Consider the following 24113-nt stretch of genomic DNA (forward strand, 5'->3'; position numbering starts at 1 on the left):
GAACGATGAATTCTAATAACAGCATAGATAAAAATAGACTACCAAAACACCTCGCCATTATCATGGATGGGAATGGTCGTTGGGCTAAACAAAAAGGCCTAATACGCACCATTGGGCATGAAAACGGATCGAAAGCTGTACGAGAAATTGTAGAAGGATGTGCCGAAATTGGAATTGACTACTTAACCCTCTACGCCTTTTCTACTGAAAACTGGAAAAGACCTAAAATTGAAGTAGAGCTTTTGATGAAGCTTTTAGTCTCATCCTTAAGAAAAGAAATTAAAACACTTAACGGTAACGACATAAAGTTAAATGCTATCGGCAATTTAAACGCGTTACCAAAAAAAGTGCATAGAGAACTTTTGGATGTAATCGACCAGACAAAGGACAATAAAAGGATGACACTTACGCTGGCATTAAGCTACGGTTCAAGAGAAGAAATAACAAAAACAATTAAAGAGATTAGTCTTAAAGTTAAAAATAACCTAATTTCGCCGGACGATATTGACGAAACGGTAATTAATAATCATCTTTACACCCAAAATTTACCAGATGTAGACTTGTTGATCCGCACCAGTGGAGAACAGCGTATCAGTAATTTTCTGCTTTGGCAAATAGCTTATGCCGAACTATATTTTACTGAAACGCTTTGGCCGGATTATACTAAAAACCATCTTTTTGAAGCAATATTAAATTATCAAAACAGAGAAAGAAGATTTGGAAAAACCAGTGAACAACTTAAATAAAAGTTCCCTATTGCATACATACAGAAAATCTTATTGTATATTTTTATTTACAATACTTTCCGTTTTTACACTACAGGCACAGCAAAAAGAACTTGACAGCGGCATAAAATACACTATTAACGAAATAGTAGTAACAGGCGCTCAAAACTTTAACGAACAAACCGTTATAGCTTTTACAGGCTTAAAAAAAGGAGATCGCATTTATATCCCTGGTGAAAAACTTAGCCAAGTTACTAAGAAACTTTGGGAACAAAACCTTTTTAGTGACATTGCTTTCTATGTAACCAATATTAATGGAGATGAAGTAGATTTAGAGCTATACATTGTAGAGCTACCTAAACTTAACGAAGTTACTATTGAAGGCGACGGAATTCGCAAAGCCAAGAAGAAAGAAATAATTAAGGATAATAACCTTAGCGCTGGGGCTAAAATTACCGAAAACCTTATTTCTACAACCACCAATTACATTACCAATAAGTATAAAAAAGAAGGTTTTTTAAATACTGATGTAACTATCACCACCACTCCTGTTAAGGATTCAAGTGGCGTAGAGATTTCTAAAAATATGAAAATCGCGGTTGATAAAGGAAACCGTGTAAAAGTAACCAAAATAAACTTTGAGGGTAATGAGCAGTTTTCAAATGGAAAATTGCGCAGAGCGATGAAAAAAACAAAGCGTAAAAACTTTTTGCGTTTTTGGAAAAGATCTAAATACACCGAAGAAGGTATTGAAGAAGATAAAGAGTCTATCTTAAAGAAATACAAGTCTAATGGTTATCGCGATGCACGTATTATTAAAGATTCGTTGCGAATCCTAAATGATAAAAATGTAGCATTAGATATTAAACTTGAAGAAGGAGACAAATACTATTTTGGAGATATCGATTTTATTGGAAATAGCGTTTTTACAGATTCTCAATTACGTCAAGTTTTAGGTATTAAGAAAGGAGAAGTTTACAATGGTATCCTACTTCAAGAACGCATTGCAGACGACAGCTCTCCTGATGCTGAAGATATGACTAACCTTTATCAAAACAATGGATATCTTGCTGCAAGAATTAACCCGGTAGAAGTTGCTGTAAGAAACGACACCATCGATTTTGAGATAAGAATTATGGAGCGTAACTTATTCTATTTCGACCACGTTACTGTGGTAGGAAACGACCGTACCAATGACCATGTAATTTACAGAGAGCTTAGAACTCGTCCAGGTCAAAAATATAGTAAACGAGATGTAGTACGTACAATTCGCGAACTTGGACAATTAGGATTCTTTGATCCAGAACAACTTTCACCTAATTTCAAGAAAGTAGACGAAAGCAATGGTTTAGTAGACCTTGAATACTCTGTAGTTGAAAAAGGAAGTAGCCAGGTTGAGCTACAAGGTGGTTATGGAGGTGGAGGTTTTGTAGGAACCCTAGGGCTTTCCTTCAACAACTTTTCACTTAGAAACATTTTTAATCTAGACAGCTACAGACCACTACCAATGGGAGACGGTCAAAAGCTTTCACTAAGGGCGCAAGCAAGTAGCTATTACCAAACCTATAGCGTTTCACTTACAGAACCATGGCTTGGTGGTAAAAAACCAGTTCAGTTTTCTGCTTCGTTCTCACATACCATTCAAAATTTTTACGACTATAGAAATAGAAGAGCCGATACTGATAGAAGTTTTACAATTACTGGTGGTTCTCTTGGATTAGCTAAGAAGGTTAAATGGCCAGATGATTATTTTGTGTGGTCTAATGCTCTTAGTTTTCAACACTACAACTTAAACAATTACAATACTGGATTATTTACATTCGGTGATGGGTACTCAAACAACCTAGCCTATACTATAGGGATAAGCAGAAACAATACAGCTACAAACCCGATATATCCTACTTCTGGATCGGACTTTAGCATTACCGCTAAACTTACCCCTCCGTATTCAGCATTTAACAGTGTGGATTATGGCGCTTTAAAAGATGAAAGAGCTAGATTATTGGAAACATTACCAGACGATCCTAACTTTGTGAATGCTAATGAAAGAATTTCTGAAATTGACCAAGAACGATTTAAGTGGTTAGAATACTATAAAGTTAAATTTAAAGGAACTTGGTACACACGTTTATACGACAAGCTTGTACTTCGTACAAACACTGAATTAGGATTCTTAGGCGCATACAATCAAGACCGTGGTGTTCCACCATTTGAAAGATTCTTTGTTGGTGGTGATGGACTTGGAGCATATAGTTTGGATGGACGTGAGGTAATTCAAATGAGAGGATATCCAAACCAAGGACTTTCTGACCCAGATGGAAATACGATTTATAATAAATTTTCGTTAGAGGTAAGATATCCTGTAACTTTGGCACAAATGGCGTCAATTTACGTTTTGGCTTTTGCCGAAGGTGGAGCTTCATACGATGGCTTTAGAAATTACAATCCATTCGAACTCAAGCGTTCAGCTGGAGCAGGATTACGTATATTTATGCCAGCATTCGGACTATTAGGTATCGATTTCGGATATGGATTTGATCCAGCTCTAGGAGGTACCGAAAAGAATGGATGGGAGACACATTTTATCATCGGACAACAATTTTAAAAAAACTGGCACGATATTTTCTTAACCTACAACCAAACAACTATGAAGACAAAAAAAATACTCGTTTTTACTATTGCCCTTTTTTGCTTTACCTTCATGGCAGAAGCACAACGAGGTGTTCGTATAGGATATATTGACATGGAATACATATTAGAGAGTGTTCCAGAATATAAAGAAGCGTCAATTCAATTAGAAGGAAAAGTTCAACGTTGGAAGCAAGACATCGAAAAAAGGCAAAAAGATATCGATCAGATGAAATTGAATCTTGCCAATGAAAGAGTGTTACTAACACAAGAATTAATTGAAGAGCGAGAAGAAGAAATTAAAATTAAGGAAGATGAAATGCTTCAGTACCAGCAAGACCGATTTGGTCCTAATGGTGACTTAATGATTCAGCGCAGACAATTAGTTCAGCCTATTCAAGATCAAGTTTTCAATATTGTTCAAGAAATTGCAGAAGGTAAGAAGTACGATTTTATTTTTGACAAGTCTGCAGATGTAGTAATGTTGTTTGCCGCAAAAAGAAATGATATTAGCGACTTAGTGATTAGAAGCATCGAACGTGCTGGTAGAAGAACACAAGCTCTAGATAAAAAAGAAAAGCGTGAAATAGAACGCAAAGAAAAACTTTCTTTAGAAGAGGAAGGAGCACTTTCAGAAAGAAAAGAAGAAATTCAAAAGAAACAGGAAGAGCGCGAAACTATTATCGAGGCTAAGAAAACTGAGCGTGAGCAAATGATGGAAGATCGTAAAAGAGAACGCGATTCTATTAGAAATGCAAAAAGAGCTGAAATGGAAGCTCGCAGACAAAAGATGATAGAAGAAAGAGAACGTAGAAGAGACTCTATCTTAAACGCTCGACAAAATAGAAATAATCGTAACACTGGAGACGGTGGTGACGAATAGAATATAAAAACTGAGTTGTTAAATCTCAATAAACCTTTAACGCAATAACCAAATCGATTTAATTAAAAATAACACTTAAATTTAATACACTTACGATGAAAAAAATGAAAACCTTATTAATGGCAGTTGCACTAATGATAGGAGCTACTAGTTTCGTAAACGCTCAAGTAAAAATTGCTCATATTAATGCACAAGAACTTATTGAGTCAATGCCAGACTATAAAGCTGCTCAAAATCAGTTAGACAAAGTTCAAAAGACTTACGATACTGAAATTAAAGCAATGGTGAAAGAATGGGAAACTAAAATGAAGCAGTACGATGCTGAAGCTTCAACAAAAACCGACGAAGAAAATCAAAAGAGATTCCAGGAGGTTCAGGCAATGCAAGAAAACATTCAAGCATATAGACAACAAGCATTACAAGATCTAGATAAGAAAAGAGCTGATACATTTAAGCCAGTTCTTGAAAAAGCTCAATCTACTATCCAAAGAGTTGCTAAATCTTTAGGATACCAATATGTGTTGGATTCTACAATGGGAGGTGGTGTAATTCTTGCCGATGGTAAAGACCTTATGGCTGATGTGAAAAAAGAATTAGGAATGTAATTCTTTTTAGATAATACTTTTAAAAAACTGCCCCCTCAAAAGGGCAGTTTTTTTATGCAATATTATTAACGGAATTGGCTACTTTTACGATATGGATAAAAATAGTCCGATAGGGGTTTTTGATTCTGGAGTGGGTGGCACTTCTATATGGAAAGAAGTAGAAAAGCTACTTCCTTTCGAGAATACCATTTACCTTGCCGATAGCATAAACGCCCCTTATGGTGATAAAGCTGCCGACGACATTATCGCACTCAGTATAAAAAATGTAGAAAAGCTACTTAGCCTACAATGCAAAATTATAATTGTAGCTTGCAATACAGCAACTACAAATGCAATTTCAATCCTTAGAAATAAATACGATATTCCAATTATCGGAATAGAACCTGCAATAAAACCAGCAGCATTACAAACAAACTCGAAGAGTATTGGCATTCTAGCTACAAAAGGAACGCTTAGCAGCGCACTTTTTAGCAAAACTACCAAAGAGTTCACCAAAGATATAAACGTTGTTGAAATAATAGGCGAAGGACTCGTTCCGTTAATTGAAAAAGGAGATTTAGACGGTCCAGAAATGATGGCTCTTTTAAAAAAGCATATTCAACCTATGATTGATGCCAATGTAGATTATTTGGTTTTAGGATGTAGCCACTACCCTTATATTATCCCTCAATTAAAAATGATTTTACCAAACAACGTTAAAATTATTGATTCAGGGGAAGCTGTAGCTAGACAAACAAAAACGATACTACAAAACTTAAAACTACTCCGTGAAGAGGCATCTGCGCCAACTCATCAATTCTATACTAACGCCCAAACAAGTACTTTAGAATTTCTTTTAAATGAATATTCTGAAATCATTACGATAGAAAAAAAAGACTTTTAGAAAGTTATTTAAACCAAGAAGAATACATCACGTAATTTTCAGCAATTCGTTCTACTTCTCCTTTTGTAAGTTCTGGACTAATATCCTTAATTTTTTTTGCTGGGATTCCAGCGTAAATACTTCCGCTTTCTACTACAGTGTTTTTAGAAACAACAGCTCCCGCTGCTATGATGGTATTACTCTCCACAATGCAATCATCCATCACAATACTACCCATCCCAATTAGCACGTTATCGTGTACGGTACAGCCATGTACGATAGCATTATGACCTATGGAAACATTATTACCAATTGTGGTAGGTGAAGTTTTGTAGGTAGCGTGAATTACTGCTCCATCTTGTACATTTACCCTATTTCCCATTTTGATATAATTTACATCTCCGCGAATAACTGCATTAAACCATACACTACACTCTTCACCCATAATAACGTCGCCAACGATGGTAGCATTTTCAGCTATAAAACAATTTTCAGGTATTTCAGGATGTTTTCCGTTTACTGATTTTATTATCATAAGAATATATTAAGAAAGTAAATTTTAGAATTATTAATACAATAAAGCCTAATACAAATTTAAGTATTAGGCCTAATTGTAAATTATAAAAACTGCTTCAATTAGTTAATCGCAGGACAATTACATTCATACGGCGCTGGTCTTCCACCTAAAAAGTCGAAACCTAAAGTAATTTGGTGAAACCCTCCACTTTGATATTTTACATTCCCAGATTGATACGAATAAGTATAAGCAAACATAAAGTTGTTAAAGTCTATTCCTAAAACTGGAGTAAAATATTGAAGTTTTTGATTTTCAATTTTTGTCCCATCTAAATATTCTGCACCGTCTAGAGTTCTTCTGTACGATATCCCTCCCCAAAGTTTTCCAAAATCCATTGTGCGATAGGCCTTCATATTTACATCAACGGTTTTTTCACCTGTACGTTCAGCCCATTGGAATAGAAATGAAGGTTCGTAAGTCCAATCCGAATCAAATTTTCCAATTGCGTAAGCCATAGATGCTAAGTATTTACGTTGATTGTTCGATTCAAATTCTTCACTGTAAATATTTCTATTTCTAAAAATGATATTCTTAACAGTAACGTGACTTGAGAAATTTAAAAAATTGTACGAAAACCCTGCATCAACATTAAAGTAAGTGCTACTCTGAATAATTCCACCAATTACTGGATCGAAATCGGATAAATCAAAGCTAGTCTCATCCAATCTACCTTGTGTAATTCCCGCACTTAATCCAAAAGATAACTGATTTAAATCAACTTCAGTTCTTGAAAACATAATATGATGCGCATAGGTTACATACCCACCTGTTTGCGAATGATATCCATTTTTATCGTTATACAGAATTAATCCAAGACCAGATTTTTCGCCCACGCGAATGTTAGCACTCAATGTTTGCAAATTTGGCGCCTCCTTTTGATCAAACCATTGCTTTCTTGCCGTAAGTCTAATCTTGTTATAATATGCTGCACCTGCCATGGATGGATGAATAAGATATAAATTATCTGCAAAATAGTCTGAGTATACCGGAATTCCATCTTGTGAATAACTGTAGAAGGAAACTAATAATAGCAGTAAAATGGGGAATTGTTTAAATTTCATGTGCATAAAATATTTGATAAAGCGAAAGACAAATGGCCTGTTCTAATTTTCGGTAATTTACCATTTTTTGTTAAACACTTTATATTTTCTATTAACGTTTTAAAGTAAAATGTCCTTTAAATTCTTTTAATTGATCATCTTCTTTATATTCAACTCTAAACCAATAGTCACTAGATGGTAATGGGGTACCATTAAATGTTCCATCCCAACCTTGATCTGTAGGACTCAATTGCTTCAATAATTTTCCGAAGCGATCAAAGATATATATTTTTGCCGTTGGGTCACTTGCACCGATGCCATAAATATTCCAAGTATCGTGATAACCATCTTCATTTGGAGTAAAATACTGAGGATAATCTATTACGCTTACTTTAAAAGTAACAGATCCACAACCATTCACATCCTTAATGGTTACTAAGTGAATTCCAGGACTTACATTTTCAAATATATTGCTAGTTTGAAATGGGCCATTATCAAGTTGATACTGATACTCTCCAATGCCAGTTGCGAGCACTTCTATTATATGATTTCCTGCAAAAGCTCCATTGCTTAAAACAGCTTCATACGTAAGCGGTGGAGATGATAAAACAACTGTTGTACTTGCTGTGGTTTCACAGCCTGTAGCAATTTCAACAATTGTAACCGTATACACCCCCTCTTCCAAAGCAGTTATAGAAGGCCCCGTTTCTCCAGGCACTAACACTCCATTTAAATCCCATAAAAATGAGTACAAGTTAGGATCTAAACCAGTATCAATTATAGGAGGCGACACACTTCCCTCATCTTCAGGAATTGGATTGCCATTTTCATCAACACATAATCTATATTCATCATCAAAAATAATAGTTGGTAAATAGTTTACTTTTAAAATCATTTCAACTACCGCATAACATTTCGGAATAAAAGTATTGCTCTCATTAGTAACCCTTACATAAATACGTTGTGGATTGATGATGTTTACATAAGGGAATTCAATTGCACCTTCTCCACTTTCGGCACCTTCAAATGTTTCATAGAAGGTTAATTTAAAATCATTTGGGTCTTGACCATCTAAAATTTCATTGTGAAGATCTTGCACTTGTGGATCTGTTAAGTCGTATAAATTAAATTCTGTAAAACCATCACTTGGAGGAAGGTTGTCACAAATTACAAATGGTTGAGCTGGGGTAATTGCAAGCGCCTCTCGATTCACCTGAAGTTCGAAAGATTGACTGCCACCTGCATAACATCCTGTTTCTGTGTTGAGAATACCCGTGTAAATAATTTGTGGGTTTATAGCGTTGTTATTCGCATCTCTATTTTGATAAGTAGTAGTATTTACAATTGCATTTATTTGATTTTCTGCATCCAGTATATCTGTATAAAAACTTACTTCAAAAATAGATGAAGACTGACCATTTAATATTTCCTCAACCTTAGAATCTAAATTGAAAATACCAATTCCGCTATCATTCGAAATACAAACTACATAAGGAGAAACCTCAGCCGTATCATCAGGAATTGGATTTACGATTAGTTCCAATTCTACTATTTCAAAACATAGTGAAGTAGGATTGGTTGTACGAACGTAAATTGTTTGTGGATTACTTAAGTTTTGATAAGCTGTAGTTTCCGCCGCTGGAATAGCATCGGTTTCTGAAACCGCATTTTCATAACTTAAATAATAATCTAACGTCCAAGTGGTGTTTCCATTCAGAATTTGATTATTGCGAGAAGTTAGGTCGAAAAGCTCTGTTTCATCATATGGTCCCGGAGGAATAATCAAGTTGTTATCGCAAAGCACTATAGGGTCTGGCGTAACGGGTTCTGGATTGCTTTTTACTCTTATGGTTAATGTTGTAAAAGACAAACATCCGCTATCAGTATCTTCTACTCTTACATAAAGTACTTGAGGATTTATAGCATTACCTGCAGCGTCAACATTTACATAAGCTGTATCTGGATCTATAGGATTAACATTATCCTGAGCATCTTCTTCTGTAATAAAATAAGAAACTCCATGTGTAAGCACTCCCCCCGTAATTTCACTATTTTTAACTGTAAGATCAAAAGTTGTTATACCGTCGTTTGCCTCCCCTAAATCATCACATAAAGACAATGGTGTTGGGTCTATTACTTGCACTCCATCTTGAACTACAAGGTCAAATTCGTCTAACTTATAGCATTCCGTAATATTATCACTTAACCGAACCCATATTGTTTGTGGGTTGCTCGTATTTGTATAAGATTCTGGTTGAACTATAACATCTGTCCCTAAGGCTGCTGAAGCTTCCGATTCGTGATATGTCAAAGTAAAATCACTTGTTGACTGACTTCCAAAAATTAGATCTTCCTGAACAGTAAGATCAAAAACAGCAAAATTATCGTCGCCACAAAGTATTAAATCTGGTAAATCTTGAGGAACAATTGGCGTTGAATTAACGATGAGTTCTAAGGTAGTAACATCAAAACACCCTGTCCCAACTGGTTCATCATCATAGGCAACTCTTACAAATAGCGTTTGATTGTAAGCTATAATATTTTCATAAGGACTTTGTAATGGAAAACTACCTGTATTTGCATCTTGTAGTGTTTCGTGATAGCTAACATTTAGAAGTGTATTACCTCCGCTAATTTCATCACTCTTACTTTCTAGATTAAAGTCGGAAACTATTCCATCGTTATCCATATCGCAAACAACCAACGGTGTTGGCTCTACAGGAACAGGAAGTGGGTTTACTATTAGATTAAACGAAAGCTCTGCCACACAATCCTGCTCATTTGAAATAGAAACAAATATTTCGTGGGGATTGCTTGTGTTTTGAAATGCTGTAGGATCATCAATAGGAATATTATTTGCTAAATCGTTTGCATCCTTATAGTACGTTACTGTTAATGTTGCATCATTATTAGTTATCAATGGCGTATTCACTGTTAAGTCGAATGTAGATACCTCATCATTTGGTGTACTTCCATTAACTTCATCATCGCAAAGTTCAAGATCCTCAGCCGTTCCCGAACCAGGGAATTCTCCAACTTCTAAATCAAAAGATGAAACTCTGTAGCAACCAGTATTTAAATTTTCTAAACGCACGTATACAGTTTGTCCCATGCTAGAAAATTCATTTGCTTGCGTAATTTGATTAATACCGGCTTCGGCATCTGCTTCATTTTCATAATAAGAAATTGGCGCAAAATCGGTAGGATTCTGAATTCCATAAACTGAAGAATTTTGAATTGTTAAATCAAAAATTCCAAATCCATCACCGTTTAAATCACAAACGATATACGGATTTAAAAAGTTAGCATCTGGCGCTTCTGGCAATGGAATAACAATAAGTTGCAGCTGCACAACGGCATAACATTCAGATTCATTCTTTTCAACTCTTGCCCAAACAGAATCATTAAAGGCAACAACATTTGTATATAAAAATGGAGCTACAATTTCACCTGCACCCCCTACTTCTGCTTCTGCTTCGGTTGGGTAATATTTTACTGTTACATCTAACTCCCCGTTCATTATTTGGTTTGTACGCAAACTAAGGTCGAATTCTGCAAATCCATCACCTTCATCACAAAGTTCAAGTGGATCAGGAACTGCTGGAGTTGGCAATGGGTCTACCACTAATGTTAAAGTTACAAGGTTTTTACATTCAAAAGTATTTGCAACTCTTGCCACAATAGTCTGTGCGTTTGTGGTATTTTGATAAGCGGTTGGATGAGGTATTGGATTTTCGGCAGTTTCATCTGCAAACGTTTCAAACCACGTAACAACTAAATTAGGAACGCCACCCGTAATTTCCTCATTTCTTGTAGTTAAATCGAAAGTACTTATTTGGTCAGTAGCTGTACTGCCATTTACAGTATCATCACATAAATGATAATCAACTGGTTCACTTCCTATGGGACTTGGCTCTACAATTAACTCCAATTCAACAATCGCATAACATCCCTGTCCTCCATTATTTGGAGTAGTGTTAGCTGCTGAACCAACTCCAAGAACATAAATAATCTGAGTATTTGGAACGATATTTTGATAAGTAGTGGGGTTTGCAATTGCTTGAGAGAAATCTGGATTTTCTAAGGCTGAAATTCCAGCATCTACAGCATCTTGTTCTGATGCGTAGTAGTAAATATCGTATTGCAATGGATCAAGTCCGTTAAGGATTTCATCTTGCTTGCTGGTTAAATCGAAAACTTCAAAACCATCATTATTATCATCGCATAAACGATAAACTGAAGGTTCGTTTAGCATAGGGCTGTCACGTACTTCAAGCTTTAATAAAACAGTTGTATAACAAGTTGAATTCGGACTTTCTATTCTTGCATATACCTCATCGTTATATGGAATAACATTTTCAAAGGGTTCTGGTAATATTCCTTCATTGGTTTGAGCATCTGATAAGGTATAATGATATGTTACCGTTAAGGTAGGGTCTCCACCAGTAATATCTTCGTCTGCGTTATGAAGGAAAAAGTCTGTAAATCCATTACTATCACTATCACAAGCTACTAATGGATTAGGGTTTTCATTTACTACCTGAAGTGAATCAACAGTAATTTCAACAGAGGTAGTTAAAAAACAGTCCGGATTTATAACTGTCTCAATCCTAGCAAAAATCGTTTCGCCTGGAACAGAAACTACATAGACAATTGGAAGTGGATTAACTCTCGTTTGAGCTTCATTTAAAGTGTTGTGATATGTAATATTAAATTCTGAAGCATTTTGACCGTCCAAAACAAATGCATCAAATTCTAATGGTAGGTTTATTTCTTCGCTACCATTTTCATCTTGATCGCATAAAGCCATGGCTGGAAGTACTCCTACGCTAATTGGAGTATAATAAATTTCAAATTGTTCAAGATCGTAACACATTTCCTGTGCTCTGTCATGAATACGCACGTAAATTGTTTGTGGTGATGGCCCCACCATAGGATAAGCCCCTGGTGTTGTAATTGCATTTATATTATTTTCACTATCTGAAAGAGACTCGAAGTACTTAACCTCAAAAACAGTTGAATTTTGCCCACCTAAAACATTTACATCATTCTGACTTAGATCGAAAAAATTTGTTTGGGTTCCATTATCGCACCTAAAAAGATCTAATGGTTCATAGGCGACTGCTTGAGGATTGAATGTTACAATAAATGCAGGTGATTCTTCCACAAAACAAGCAGCCTTATTACCACTTACAGTGTAAATCCCAGACTGTGTTACATTTATTGTAGGGGTATTACCACCATATGGATTTCCATCAAGAAACCAGTTATAAGTGTCTAAATCATTAAAATTCGCTGTTAAGGTTTCTGTTTGACCTTCGCAGCTTTCGTTATTTCCAGTTATAAACAAACCCTGTGCTGCTAGATCTACTGTTTGCTCAAATTCATTATTTTCTTCATTAGTTTCTAGAACAATTCCCACCCCTGTTCCGTTGTCATCAACAACTGCTTTTAGCGTAAATATTTGAGGTGTACCTACAGGTATATTGAGGTTAATCGTTCCACTTTCGCTACCATCAATTGGAAGTTCATTATTTGTTTGTGTTTGCCCTAACAAAACTGCATCGGCATAAAATGCTATAGGAGTACCGGCCGGCAATGCTGCAGTACTATTAATATTATATACGGTATAATCAACTTCTATAGTACTATCTGCACACAGCACCCCAAGATTATCAATAGTTATGGTAGCATCTGGAAGTTCTGAATTTACGCTGGTAATAATGTTGTTTACCATTATCCAATCTTGGTCTGATGTAAGTTTAATTTCAATAGTACTATCACCTGGCTCAACGATTCCCACCAAATCGTAAAAATCCAAATCCATATTATAATTCTGGGCATTTCCAGGAGCATCAATATAGGAGTTGGTTCCGTTAAAGGCATTATTTGAAGGGTTTAAAGGCGGATCGGATATTAGTTGTCCATTGATATATAAACTTTCTTGATTATCGATAAACCTATCACCTTCCCAAGCAAGAAATCCAATTTTTGACAATTCATCTGAAGCTACAGAAATATCAGTAAGCGTTATTTCAATTGGATTCTCAAATTCATTAACACCTTCAAGTCCGTCGAAAAGACTTATCTGATTTAATAAAATATCTGGATCGGTTGGGTCTTCATAAATTATATAGATGGCCCACCCTCCAAAGTTAGTACCACTACCCGAACCATTTGGAGGCGAACAGTAGTCTGAAAGAATATTCATAACATCTAAACCAGAAAATGTATATACTCCATTCCCATTAGCCAACAGTAAATTTGTAACATCTGCATAAGCAGCAAAATAAGGTAGATTTCTAAAAGAATGCGAAAAAGTTCTTTCAGCTGATATCGCTGTTCCATTAATATCAACTTGGAAATCTCCAGGTCCAATTGAAGACCAGTATAAATGAGCAGAAACTAGGCTTTGGGTTGGAGATAAATTTAATGTTGCGCTGCTTTCTGAAAGCATATCACAGTAAGAAGTCCCATTTTCAGAGGCATTTAAAGTATTACCTATAGCTGTAAAATCGTAACGCCCATTAAACTGTTGAAATAATCCAATTGGGTTTTGTTGAGAAAAAACAAATAAGGGGATTAATACTAGTAAAGTGAGTAGTGATTTTTTCATAATTTGGTGTTAAGATACCAAATATATTGAATGTTCTGATTTCCTTTTTATAATTTTGCAAATTATTCCTAAAACTCTCCTCTTTTTATTATGGAAATCGCCAAAACATCTAATCCTAGTATTGTAAAATTTGTGTCTGATTCTTTCCTTACTAAAGCATCAAGTTATGAATTCAAAAATATTGATGAAGCTAAAAACAGCGCTTTGGCACAACAACTTTTTTACCTTCCCTTTGTGAAAACAGTTTATATTTCTCAAAACTTTGTTGCCATTGAGAAATACAATATTGTAGAGTGGGAAGATGTTCAAGAAGAGGTAGCAGAATCTATTTCAGAATATATCAAGTCTGGGAAACCTGCTGTTACAGAGGCCGAAGTTGTAGCTCCAAAAAAACTTCCTGTTAGTATTTATGCTGAAAGCACACCGAATCCAACAGTTATGAAGTTTGTTGCCAATAAAACGTTAGCGACAGGCACTTTTGAATTTAAAAGTGTTGATGATGCTATTCTTTCACCATTGGCACAAGCGCTGTTTAACTTTCCATTTGTAAAAGAAGTTTTTATTAGCAACAATTATGTATCCGTTACGAAACACAATATGATTGATTGGGAAGAAATTTCTATGGAAATTAGAGAGTTTCTTCGTCAATATGTTCAAGACGACAAGCTTATAGTGAAAGATGAAATCACCAAGGCTTCAAATATTTCGAACACTATTGGTTCGGTAGATTCTTCTTCAGAAAAAGACGACAAAAATTTTTCAGATGTAGAAAAAGAAATCATAGCTATCTTAGACGAATACGTAAAACCTGCTGTAGCAAGAGACGGGGGAAATATTATGTTCGACTCCTTTAATGAGAGTTCTAAAACCGTTAAAGTAGTACTTCAAGGAGCTTGTAGCGGATGTCCTTCATCGACCATCACTTTAAAAAATGGAATTGAAACCATGCTTAAAGAATTAATGAAAGGACAGGTGGAAAGTGTAGTTGCTATTAATGGCTAATCTTTAATTTCTAGAGGACTTTATAGCAATTTTATAATTTATTTAGTTCATTTTCAACTTTTAAGCTCAAGGTTTAACTTAATTTTCAGACTAATAATTCTCAATAACTGTATCTTAGTGTTTTATTAATTATCCCAACTTTATATTCAACAAGTTGGGAACAAAAACTAAGTAATTATGGCAGTATTAAAAGTAATTGAAATTCTTGCTAGCTCTAAAGAAAGCTGGGAAGATGCTTCAAGAAATGCAGTAAAAGAAGCTTCAAAAAGCGTAAAAAACATCCGTTCTGTTTATGTTCAAGAAAACAGTTGCGTTGTAGAAAATGGGGATATAACCCAATTTCGTGTAAACGTAAAAATTACCTTCGAAGTTAATTAAATACTTCAGAAAATATTAAAAATACGCTTTTGAGTTTCCAAAAGCGTATTTTTATTTTATAAACTTCTGTAATGAAGCTATTTTCCTCTATTTTAATTTTTGGTATTCTACTTGCCTGTAATTCATCTAAAAAAGACGCTTTGGACACACATCTCTTTACAAACGATTTAATTCACGAAACTAGCCCTTACCTGCTTCAACACGCTCATAACCCTGTAAATTGGAAACCGTATAATGACGCAGCATTGCAACAGGCCAAAAAAGAAAAAAAACTCATTATAATTAGTATTGGTTATGCCGCCTGCCATTGGTGCCACGTTATGGAGCATGAAAGCTTTGAAGACAATGAAGTTGCAGAGGTTATGAACAAAAATTATATCTCGATTAAAGTAGATCGAGAGGAACGACCAGATGTAGATCAAACATATATAAATGCAGTTCAACTTATAACTGGAAGTGCGGGTTGGCCATTAAATGTTGTTACGCTTCCAGATGGTCGACCTATTTGGGGAGGTACTTATTTTCGTAAAAGTGATTGGATAAATGCTCTAGAGCAAATTCAGGAGGTGTACAAAGAAGAACCCGAAAAAATTATTGCTTATGCTAACAGGTTAGAACAGGGTATTAAAAGCATGGATCTAATTGAGTTAAATACTGAAGATTTAGATTTAACTCAGTTTCCGACAGCAGATATTATTAAAAATTTTTCAGAGAGATTTGACAATAAAAATGGTGGATTTCGAGGAGCTCCGAAATTTATGATGCCTAACAATTTTGAATTTCTATTACGTCAAGCTGTTGAGAGTAACGATGAAACCTTATTAAATTACGTTACTTTATCATTAGATAAAATGGCATACGGTGGGCTTTACGATCAATTAGGAGGTGGATTTTCACGTTATAGTACAGATGAAAAATGGCATGTACCTCACTTTGAAAAGATGCTGTACGACAATGCCCAGCTCGTAAGCCTATACAGCAATGCCTATCTAGTAACTAAAAAGCCACTTTACAAAGAAGTAGTTGAAGAAACGCTAGATTTTATCGCCTTAGACCTTACCAATAAAGAAGGAGGATTTTATTCATCCCTAGATGCAGACAGCAACAATAAAGATGGAAAGTTAGAAGAAGGAGCTTTTTATGTTTTCACTCATGACGAATTAGAAAATTTGCTAGAAGACGATTTTAAAATTTTTAGAGAGTATTACAATGTAAATAGCTACGGGAAGTGGGAACACGATAATTATGTTTTAATTAGAAAGAAAACTAATTCAGAAATTGAAAAAGAGTTTAATATTTCTCATGAAACGTTACAACAGAAAAAGAAAAGCTGGAAGCAAACCCTTTTAAACTATCGAAACAATAGACCAAAACCAAGAATGGATGACAAAACACTTACTTCTTGGAATGCTATGATGCTAAAGGGATATATAGATGCTTACAAAACATTCAACAATCATGAGTATTTAGATATCGCTCTTCGAAATGCTGAGTTTCTTGTTAAAAATCAACTTCAGAAAAACGGTTCATTATATCACAATTATAAAAATGGGAAAAGCACAATTAACGGCTTTTTGGAAGATTACGCCTTTACAATTGAAGCTTTTATTAGTTTATACCAAGTTACCTTGGATGAAAAGTGGCTTAACTTATCAAAAGAAATGACAGATTATTCAATCTTAAACTTTTTTGACGAGGAAAAACATATGTTTTATTTTACATCAAAAGAAGACCCAGTCATTGTTAGTAGAAATTTTGAATATCGCGACAATGTCATTCCGGCTTCGAATTCAGTTATGGCAAAGAATTTGTACAAACTTTCAAAGTATTTTGATGAGCCTCGTTTTAATGAAATTTCTAAGCAGATGCTAAAAAATGTATTAGCAGAAGTTGAAAGTTACCCTAGCGGGTTTTCCAATTGGTTAGATTTGCTTTCTAATTTTCAAAATAACTTTTTTGAAGTAGTTGTTGTTGGAGACAGTGCATCTGAAAAAATTCAGGAATTCTACAGTCATTATCTGCCAAACACAATTTTGGCTGCAAGCAATATAGAAAGCAATGCTCATCTATTTAAAAATAGGTTCGTTAAGGACGAAACACTTATTTATATTTGCGAAAATAATACCTGCAAGATTCCAGTTGAGGATTTTGAAATTGCAATTAAATCATTAAACTAAAAATTAAAAAACAGTAAAACATTTATGGAAAAATTTAAGGACATTAATATTTATATCGAAGAATATGGTCAAAAATTAATTGACTTTCTACCGAGTTTAATCGGGGCTATTTTACTTCTGTTTATAGGAATGTGGGTTATAAGACTTATAAATAAAATAGTTAGGAAGTTTTTTGACAAAAAAGATTATGATGTTACTTTAGAAAACTTTATCGCTAGCTTAATTAACTGGGCGCTTAAAATTGTTTTATTTGTTCTTGTAGTTACCCAGTTAGGAGTAGAGTCTGCTTCCCTAGTCGCTATAATTGGTGCTGCTGGTCTTGCTGTTGGTTTAGCATTACAAGGATCATTAGCAAACTTTGCTGGGGGCATTCTAATTTTGTTGATGAAACCCTTTAAGGTTGGAGACTTTATTAGCGCTCAAGGTATTGATGGTACTGTAAAAGACATTAATATATTCAACACTAAGCTTACCACTTTTGGAAACCAACTCGCTATAATCCCTAACGGAAAGTTAAGTAACGACAATATAGTTAATTATACTTCTGAAGGAATTAGAAGAGAAAACTTAACTTTTGGTATAGGTTATGATGATAATATTAAAGAGGCAAAAGATATTTTGCTTAATTTAGTAAACGAACAAGAGACTGTAATACAACTTGAAGATAAAGCGCCTATGATTGTTGTTGCCGAATTAGGTGATAGTTCAGTTAATTTAAGTCTGCGTTATTGGGCTAAAAATGAAGATTTCTGGAATTTAAGATGGTTAGTTTTAGAAGAAGGAAAGTCTAGATTAGAAGCAGCTGGAATTTCAATTCCATTCCCGCAACGAGATGTTCATCATTTTAATTTGGAAACACTTAACTCTAATAAATCTTAATAAAATAAATCATGAAAAAAATACTATTAACAGGACTAATTGCCCTAACTGTTAGCTCTTTATTTGCACAACGCGCAAGCACTAGTTTCGATATGTATGCTACCACTATAGATATAAATCAAAAAGCCTTGGCTTTTGGATTAACTGAAGCCGAGTTTGAGTCTATAGTAGATGACGCTTATACAAATCCTAATTTCTTAGAGGGCTCTATTTTCCAAGGGGAAGATTTAATGAAGTCTAAAGTTCTTATGCGTTATAATGCTTTCGCCGATGAAATAGAAATTAAAAAACACGCTACCGACAAAAATTATGGAGCCTTAATTAAAGACCCAGAAGTATTTGTAAAAATTGGTAGAGACATTTATCTATTCGTGCCTTACCAGGGTAGTAATGAAAAAGGTGGTTATTTTAATGTGCTAAGCGACGGAAAAAACTATGATCTTTACAAAAAAGTGACATCAAAGTTTAACGAAGCAAAAAAAGCACGTAATAATTACCAGACAGACACTAAACCTTCATTTTCAAAAAATGTGAAGTATTATTTAGTAGAAGATGGAACTTTTTTGGAAATGCCTAGCAGCAAGTCTAGAATTCTTAAAATGATGGATAAGAAAAAGACTGAAATGAAAGCTTTTATCAAGGAAAACAATTTAGACCTTGACAAAGAAGCTGATTTAATAAAAGCTGTTGAACATTTCGATTCTCTTTTATAAATCGAAATTAATTTAAAAGAAATTCTTTTAAATAATAAGGTTCAAAATAGGCGACGCTTTCAGTGTCGCCTATTTTGTATTTAGCCTCTGCCAAACTAGCCATTTCAGCTGATGAAGGATAAGTTATTTTATGAAACTCAGCATTGTTATGATTACAAATAGCTTCAAATTTTGCTGTTCCATCGCCAATGAAAACTGTTTTCTTCTCATTTAAATATTCAGCAAAAGAATTCTCATCGATAATTATGGCTTGAGTATCTTGTATTTGCTTTTTATCAGCGTTAAAAATTGCAGAATAAACCTCCATTCTTCTGGCATCTAGCAAAGGAATAATAAAGCAGTCTTGACACGTTACTTGTTGCGCTAACACCTCTAAGGTGAGTGTAGATATTAAAGGTATATCTAACGCAAAGCACAAGCCTTTAGCTGCAGAAACTCCTATTCGTAAACCTGTATAAGACCCAGGACCTTTACTAACGGCAATCGCATCTAATTTGGATTTTTCAATATTAGCCTCCTTTAAAACCGCTTCAATAAAAACATGAAGTTTTTCGGCATGCGAATATTTTTGATTATTTTCTTCCCTAATAGCTTTCACTTCACCATCTATTGATAGCGCAACAGAACAATTAGTTGTAGCCGTTTCTATACAGAGAATTATTGCCATTTGTGTTATTTCTTTGAATTAGAACTAACCTCAACCTTATCACCTTGCTTTAGTAATTTAGTTACGGTAGTATATGGACCAGTAATTACAGTTTCATCCACTTCTAGACCAGAAAGAATCTCAATATTGGATTCATCCTGAATTCCCGTTTTCACAACTCTTAATTTTGCCTCATCCCCTTCTTTCACATAAACCGCTTCAAACTTTTCGGTATCTAATTTAACCTCATTAGTCTTTGGTTTTCTTATATCGGATGTATCAGTTTTAACGACGATCGAACTAATTGGAACTCCAATTACATTTCGCTTCTTATTTGTGATAATATCTACCGTAGCAGTCATTCCAGGGCGGAACGGAGAATAGCTTTCTGGCTTTCCTGCGGTTAGATCTTTATATGATTCTGGAAGGATACTAACTTTAACCTTAAAATTAGTTACCTGATCTGCTGTTAAGGCATTTTCAGCACTATTTGCAATTGCAGTAACAACACCTTTAAACTCTCTTTTTAAATACGCATCAACTTCAACCATAGTTGAGTCACCAACCGAAACTTTTACAATGTCGTTTTCATTTACATCAACCTCAACTTCCATTTTCTGTAGGTTTGCAACACGAACGATTTCCGTACCTGCCATTTGAGCTGTACCTACAACTCTTTCCCCAAGTTCTACAGACAGCTTTGAAATTGTTCCACTCATGGGAGCATAAATAGTAGTTCTTGAAAGATTATCTACCGATTGTTTTACGTTGGCAGCAGCACTTTGTACACTGTAATAAGCAGCTTTCACATTTGCTTTAGCCATATCGAAATCTGTAACAGATTTATCCCATTCAGACTTAGAAATCACGCCTTTTTCAAAAAGTGTCTTATTTCTTTCATAGGTCAATTGGGCATTCATTTTACTAGCTTCGGCTTGTGCTAATTGCGCTCTTACATTCTGAAGTCCAGCTTGTGATTGGCTTACCGCAGCTTGAATAAGGTCTGGGTTAATTTTAACCAAAAGATCTCCTTTTTCAACAGTTTGACCTTCTTTAATGGGAAGCTCAATAATTTCACCAGAAACCTCTGAAGAAAGTGCCACTTCCACTTCAGGTTGAATTTTCCCCGTTGCAGCAACAGTTTCAGTGATATCCAATAATTCTATTTGAGTTATTTCAACCTCTTTGAAATCGCCTGATTTTCCAAACCAGCCAGCTTTTTTCCCGAAAATCAATAAAATTATAAGCAAGACAACCGCTACAACAATCCAAATAAGTGTTTTTTTCTTCATATTTAAAATTTTAATTCGCTTGCTGGAACGCCAAAATACAATTCCAAAACTTTTAATTTAAAAATATACTCAAATTTAGTTCTGTTTTCTTCAATTTTAGCATTGTCATATCTCAATTTTGACTGACTAAAATCGAAAGCGTTGGTTAAACCTACATCATAGCGATCTTTTGCATATTGATAGGCTAATTCTTGCGATTCCATTGCAACTGTAGCAGCTTCATAAGCTTTTAATGCACCATTCGCATCTACATAAGCCTGGTAAACATTAGACTCAAGATCAAGCTGTGCCTGCTCTAATTGATATTCAGTATTCTTTAAATTTACTTTACTTCTCATTACACCACTACGTGCTGCAAACCCATTGAATATAGGGATGTTTAGTTGTAAACCATAACCTATTCCATCGTTCAAATACAACTGCTCCACGAAATCGCGATCTAGTGGATCATTATCGGCATAACGTGTATTATATCCAAAGAAAGCTGAAAGCGTAGGGTAGTAACTTCCTCTAGAAATCTGCAAATCCTTTTCGGCAAGCTCTACATTTTTTTGAGCTATTTTTACTTCAGAGCGTGTTTCTTTCGCACTTTTAATAATTTCTGAAACATCTTTGTCTGCAATTCCACCATCGATGATATTGTAATCCTCTTCGGCTATATCAAAACTAGAGTAATCCTTAATCAATAATAATTGCGCAAGACTAATAAGTGAAATTTTTACGTTGTTTTCCGAAATAGCAATTCTTTGTTTTTCACCGGCATCGGTTGCTTTTATCTCTAAAAGATCTCCTCGAGGAAGCACCCCCGCATCTACAAGGTCATTAGTTCTTTGTAACTGTTGAAGGGTAACCTCATTTTGAGATTTTATGACTTCCAAATTTGCTTTATTTAGTAATACCTGCAGGTAGGAGTTTGCTACAGCCAAAGCAATATCATCTTTCATTTTGTCTAAACGATATTGCGCGGCAAGTTCTGAAAGTTTCGCTCGTTGCAATTGACGTACGTTTCTTAAACCATCAAAAAGTGTATATCCTACATTAATAGCTCCAGAAGCAGAACCAAGAGTTGTATTTTCTAATTGATTGGTTGTTGGGTTTAAACTAAGTCCTGTGTTTTTTGATGCTGAAGCATTGGCGTTTAAACTAGGTAAAAAATTACCAATAGCTTGTAATTTATCAGCTTCGGTAAACTCTAAGTCTAACTGACTTTGTTTTACTGAAATATTATTTTCTAAAGCGTGGTTTACACATTCCTGAAGGGTCCATTGTTTGGTTTGAGCATTTAAGAAAACACCACACATAAAAAATAGAAATGGGATTACTGTCTTTTTCATAAAATTTTCTATTACTGAATAAGTCTTTTGTATTGCTATTGCGTTACAAAAATTATGAAATTTAAATTTTTATAAGGTTTTAGTATGTAATAATTTAAGGTAAAGGTATCCTATATTTTTACAATGCATTTACCCTTAACTTCTTTATCGAACCGCAGGTTTTAATTGATTCCATACTTTAATGGCATCTTCTTCGGAAATACCACTTTTAACTTCTACATCAATACCATCACTTATACCTAACTCAACATCTTTTCTTTCAAACTTTTGATCTCCAACCATAATTTCTACAAATGGTTTTTGTGTTTTTGAATCGTATTGAACCAAAGCTTCTTTTATAGTTAGAACATTTTCAGCTTTAGCTAAGATTATTGAAGCATTAGCACTTAATCCAGCACGAATAAATACTTTGGAGGTATCTAAGTTTTTCATTGTAGCTTTAATCTCAAACTGAATAGCTCCATTTTCATCTACACCTTTTGGAGCGATATAATCTAACTCCGCATTGAAAAGTTCATCTGGAAGTGCTCCAACTGTAATTTCAAGAGGCAAACCTTCTTTAATTTTTCCAACTTCACTTTCATCTACTTTACCTTCAAAAATCATTTTATCAACATCGGCTATAGTTGCAATAGTTGTCCCATCGTTAAAATTATTCGATTCGATTACTTGATTTCCGGTTTTTACAGGAACATCTAAGATCATCCCAGATACAGTAGCCCGAATTTCAGTGTTAGCCAAGGCTCCCATTCCAGTAGTGGTTCCAGTTCTAATGATATCATAATTTTGATTTGCAGCCGTTAAGCCCACTTGTTCTTGCTTTAATCTTTGTTGTGCTTGATTGTATGCTAATTGTGCGTTATCGAATTCATTTGCAGAAATCACTCCTTTTTCAAACAGTTCCTTTTGACGATTGTAGATATTTTTCTGATTTTCAAAAGCAAGGCGAGCCGTTTCTACTTGAGTGCGTACATTGTTTATATTGCTTTTTGCACTATTAAGCGACGAAACATTCGGTACAACTTTCACCTTTGCAATTAAATCGCCAGATTTAACCACTTCCCCTGCTTCAACAAATATTTGATCTATGATTCCCGAAATATTAGGTTTTATTAATACCTCCTCCTTGGGAACTATGCTTCCTGTTGCGACCGTCTTTTTTAAAATAGTGCCTATTGCAGGTTTTTCAGTTTGGTAAACCACTGGATCTTCAATATTCTTACTATACAGCCAATACATTGAAGCCAGAAACAATATCGCTATTGTGGCAAGGATGATTATGGTTTTTGATTTTTTCATTGGTATTGATGTTGATTTAATTTCATATTTTATTTTATACTCCTAATAATGGCAAATGTTTTAGTTTATGATACATTAAAGCCATTGAAATACACTGCTTTAATTCATCTCTGGGAATTTCTGCATCTAATTCGAAGCATATCGCTCTATTTTTCTCAAAATTGAATTCGTTTTTATATAAAGTTTTAAAAGTTGGAACTAACTTAGACGTACACTTAAAATAAATAGCATATTGATTAGGTTTTTTAGATTTCCAATCTATCCTTAACGTACTTCCAAATTTTGTTATATAACTTGGCTCACCCCATCTCAAGGTTTCTTCAAGTTTATCAATTTCTTTAATGTCAGACGCGGTATTAATAACTAATTCTCTAAGGCTAAGCATTTGCTGTTTTACCTTTTCAGGGTAATTTTGAAAAACTTCTTGAACCTTATAATTTGTTATTAACTCCATTTT

General features: G+C 34.6%; 18 protein-coding genes. 10 read left to right on the top strand and 8 right to left on the bottom strand.

Annotation, left to right across the window (positions count from 1 at the left end; genetic code table 11):
- The first annotated feature begins 5 nt into the window (after window positions 1–5).
- The 5 genes from uppS (at window position 6) to murI (ending at window position 5724) form a co-directional block, all read left to right on the top strand.
- Window positions 6–746 carry an undecaprenyl pyrophosphate synthase gene (gene uppS / locus RT250_RS02810; RefSeq protein ID WP_313111942.1) on the top strand — a complete coding sequence of 247 codons (741 nt, stop codon included), beginning with the start codon at window positions 6–8 and terminating at the stop codon, window positions 744–746.
- Entirely contained in the window at window positions 730–3330 is a 2601-nt protein-coding gene (gene bamA, locus RT250_RS02815) for an outer membrane protein assembly factor BamA (RefSeq protein WP_435373067.1), read from the top strand. Before uppS ends, bamA begins: the two co-directional genes overlap by 17 nt.
- A 42-nt stretch (window positions 3331–3372) precedes the next feature.
- A complete protein-coding gene (locus RT250_RS02820; protein WP_313111946.1) occupies window positions 3373–4236 on the top strand; it encodes an OmpH/Skp family outer membrane protein in 864 nt (287 codons plus the stop codon).
- 95 nt (window positions 4237–4331) lie between these two features.
- Window positions 4332–4841 (top strand): OmpH/Skp family outer membrane protein, encoded by a 510-nt coding sequence (locus RT250_RS02825; protein ID WP_313111947.1) that lies wholly within the window; start codon window positions 4332–4334, stop codon window positions 4839–4841.
- Window positions 4842–4932: 91 nt separating this feature from the next.
- Window positions 4933–5724 (top strand): glutamate racemase, encoded by a 792-nt coding sequence (gene murI / locus RT250_RS02830; protein WP_313111948.1) that lies wholly within the window; start codon window positions 4933–4935, stop codon window positions 5722–5724.
- Window positions 5725–5728: 4 nt separating this feature from the next.
- On the opposite strand, the gene RT250_RS02835 is transcribed toward murI, so the two are convergent.
- The 3 genes from RT250_RS02835 to RT250_RS02845 form a co-directional block, all read right to left on the bottom strand.
- Complete coding sequence (locus RT250_RS02835) at window positions 5729–6238, bottom strand: gamma carbonic anhydrase family protein (protein ID WP_313111950.1); 510 nt, start codon at window positions 6236–6238, stop codon at window positions 5729–5731.
- Window positions 6239–6339: 101 nt separating this feature from the next.
- A complete protein-coding gene (locus RT250_RS02840; protein WP_313111952.1) occupies window positions 6340–7341 on the bottom strand; it encodes a PorP/SprF family type IX secretion system membrane protein in 1002 nt (333 codons plus the stop codon).
- 91 nt (window positions 7342–7432) lie between these two features.
- The gene (locus RT250_RS02845) at window positions 7433–13936 is read right to left on the bottom strand and encodes a T9SS type B sorting domain-containing protein (protein ID WP_313111953.1); all 6504 of its coding nucleotides are present in this window, start codon (window positions 13934–13936) and stop codon (window positions 7433–7435) included.
- Window positions 13937–14026: 90 nt separating this feature from the next.
- On the opposite strand from RT250_RS02845, the gene RT250_RS02850 reads away from it, so the two are divergent.
- The 5 genes from RT250_RS02850 to RT250_RS02870 all read left to right on the top strand — a co-directional run bounded on the left by RT250_RS02850 (window position 14027) and on the right by RT250_RS02870 (window position 19085).
- A complete protein-coding gene (locus tag RT250_RS02850) occupies window positions 14027–14938 on the top strand; it encodes a NifU family protein (RefSeq protein ID WP_313111954.1) in 912 nt (303 codons plus the stop codon).
- A gap of 177 nt (window positions 14939–15115) precedes the next feature.
- Entirely contained in the window at window positions 15116–15316 is a 201-nt protein-coding gene (locus RT250_RS02855) for a dodecin family protein (protein WP_313111955.1), read from the top strand.
- A 71-nt stretch (window positions 15317–15387) separates the two neighbouring features.
- Complete coding sequence (locus RT250_RS02860; protein ID WP_313111956.1) at window positions 15388–17493, top strand: thioredoxin domain-containing protein; 2106 nt, start codon at window positions 15388–15390, stop codon at window positions 17491–17493.
- A gap of 24 nt (window positions 17494–17517) precedes the next feature.
- Entirely contained in the window at window positions 17518–18372 is an 855-nt protein-coding gene (locus RT250_RS02865) for a mechanosensitive ion channel family protein (protein ID WP_313111957.1), read from the top strand.
- Window positions 18373–18383: 11 nt separating this feature from the next.
- Window positions 18384–19085, top strand: coding sequence for a hypothetical protein (locus tag RT250_RS02870; protein WP_313111959.1), 702 nt, complete (start codon window positions 18384–18386; stop codon window positions 19083–19085).
- 7 nt (window positions 19086–19092) lie between these two features.
- On the opposite strand, the gene tsaB is transcribed toward RT250_RS02870, so the two are convergent.
- The 5 genes from tsaB to RT250_RS02895 form a co-directional block, all read right to left on the bottom strand.
- Complete coding sequence (gene tsaB, locus RT250_RS02875) at window positions 19093–19752, bottom strand: tRNA (adenosine(37)-N6)-threonylcarbamoyltransferase complex dimerization subunit type 1 TsaB (protein WP_313111960.1); 660 nt, start codon at window positions 19750–19752, stop codon at window positions 19093–19095.
- Window positions 19753–19757: 5 nt separating this feature from the next.
- Complete coding sequence (locus RT250_RS02880) at window positions 19758–21023, bottom strand: efflux RND transporter periplasmic adaptor subunit (RefSeq protein ID WP_313111962.1); 1266 nt, start codon at window positions 21021–21023, stop codon at window positions 19758–19760.
- Window positions 21024–21025: 2 nt separating this feature from the next.
- On the bottom strand, window positions 21026–22357 hold the full coding sequence (locus tag RT250_RS02885; protein WP_313111964.1) for a TolC family protein: 1332 nt from the start codon (window positions 22355–22357) through the stop codon (window positions 21026–21028).
- 144 nt (window positions 22358–22501) lie between these two features.
- Window positions 22502–23656 carry an efflux RND transporter periplasmic adaptor subunit gene (locus RT250_RS02890; RefSeq protein WP_313111966.1) on the bottom strand — a complete coding sequence of 385 codons (1155 nt, stop codon included), beginning with the start codon at window positions 23654–23656 and terminating at the stop codon, window positions 22502–22504.
- A 34-nt stretch (window positions 23657–23690) separates the two neighbouring features.
- Window positions 23691–24110 carry a DUF1801 domain-containing protein gene (locus RT250_RS02895; protein WP_313111968.1) on the bottom strand — a complete coding sequence of 140 codons (420 nt, stop codon included), beginning with the start codon at window positions 24108–24110 and terminating at the stop codon, window positions 23691–23693.
- Between the last annotated feature and the right edge of the window lie 3 nt (window positions 24111–24113).

The organism is Aequorivita sediminis (assembly GCF_032080575.2).
In the GTDB taxonomy this organism is placed as follows: Bacteria; Bacteroidota; Bacteroidia; order Flavobacteriales; family Flavobacteriaceae; genus Aequorivita; species Aequorivita sediminis.

What these genes read in the sequence shown, in the direction of transcription:
- RT250_RS02870 (WP_313111959.1), top strand. Translation starts at nt 18,384, where the DNA reads ATGAAAAAAATACTATTAACAGGACTAATTGCCCTAACTGTTAGCTCT.
- uppS (WP_313111942.1), top strand. Translation starts at nt 6, where the DNA reads ATGAATTCTAATAACAGCATAGATAAAAATAGACTACCAAAACACCTC.
- tsaB (WP_313111960.1), bottom strand. Translation starts at nt 19,752, where the DNA reads ATGGCAATAATTCTCTGTATAGAAACGGCTACAACTAATTGTTCTGTT.
- RT250_RS02850 (WP_313111954.1), top strand. Translation starts at nt 14,027, where the DNA reads ATGGAAATCGCCAAAACATCTAATCCTAGTATTGTAAAATTTGTGTCT.
- RT250_RS02845 (WP_313111953.1), bottom strand. Translation starts at nt 13,936, where the DNA reads ATGAAAAAATCACTACTCACTTTACTAGTATTAATCCCCTTATTTGTT.
- RT250_RS02840 (WP_313111952.1), bottom strand. Translation starts at nt 7,341, where the DNA reads ATGAAATTTAAACAATTCCCCATTTTACTGCTATTATTAGTTTCCTTC.
- RT250_RS02835 (WP_313111950.1), bottom strand. Translation starts at nt 6,238, where the DNA reads ATGATAATAAAATCAGTAAACGGAAAACATCCTGAAATACCTGAAAAT.
- RT250_RS02855 (WP_313111955.1), top strand. Translation starts at nt 15,116, where the DNA reads ATGGCAGTATTAAAAGTAATTGAAATTCTTGCTAGCTCTAAAGAAAGC.
- RT250_RS02885 (WP_313111964.1), bottom strand. Translation starts at nt 22,357, where the DNA reads ATGAAAAAGACAGTAATCCCATTTCTATTTTTTATGTGTGGTGTTTTC.
- murI (WP_313111948.1), top strand. Translation starts at nt 4,933, where the DNA reads ATGGATAAAAATAGTCCGATAGGGGTTTTTGATTCTGGAGTGGGTGGC.
- RT250_RS02890 (WP_313111966.1), bottom strand. Translation starts at nt 23,656, where the DNA reads ATGAAAAAATCAAAAACCATAATCATCCTTGCCACAATAGCGATATTG.
- RT250_RS02895 (WP_313111968.1), bottom strand. Translation starts at nt 24,110, where the DNA reads ATGGAGTTAATAACAAATTATAAGGTTCAAGAAGTTTTTCAAAATTAC.
- RT250_RS02860 (WP_313111956.1), top strand. Translation starts at nt 15,388, where the DNA reads ATGAAGCTATTTTCCTCTATTTTAATTTTTGGTATTCTACTTGCCTGT.
- RT250_RS02825 (WP_313111947.1), top strand. Translation starts at nt 4,332, where the DNA reads ATGAAAAAAATGAAAACCTTATTAATGGCAGTTGCACTAATGATAGGA.
- RT250_RS02820 (WP_313111946.1), top strand. Translation starts at nt 3,373, where the DNA reads ATGAAGACAAAAAAAATACTCGTTTTTACTATTGCCCTTTTTTGCTTT.
- RT250_RS02865 (WP_313111957.1), top strand. Translation starts at nt 17,518, where the DNA reads ATGGAAAAATTTAAGGACATTAATATTTATATCGAAGAATATGGTCAA.
- RT250_RS02880 (WP_313111962.1), bottom strand. Translation starts at nt 21,023, where the DNA reads ATGAAGAAAAAAACACTTATTTGGATTGTTGTAGCGGTTGTCTTGCTT.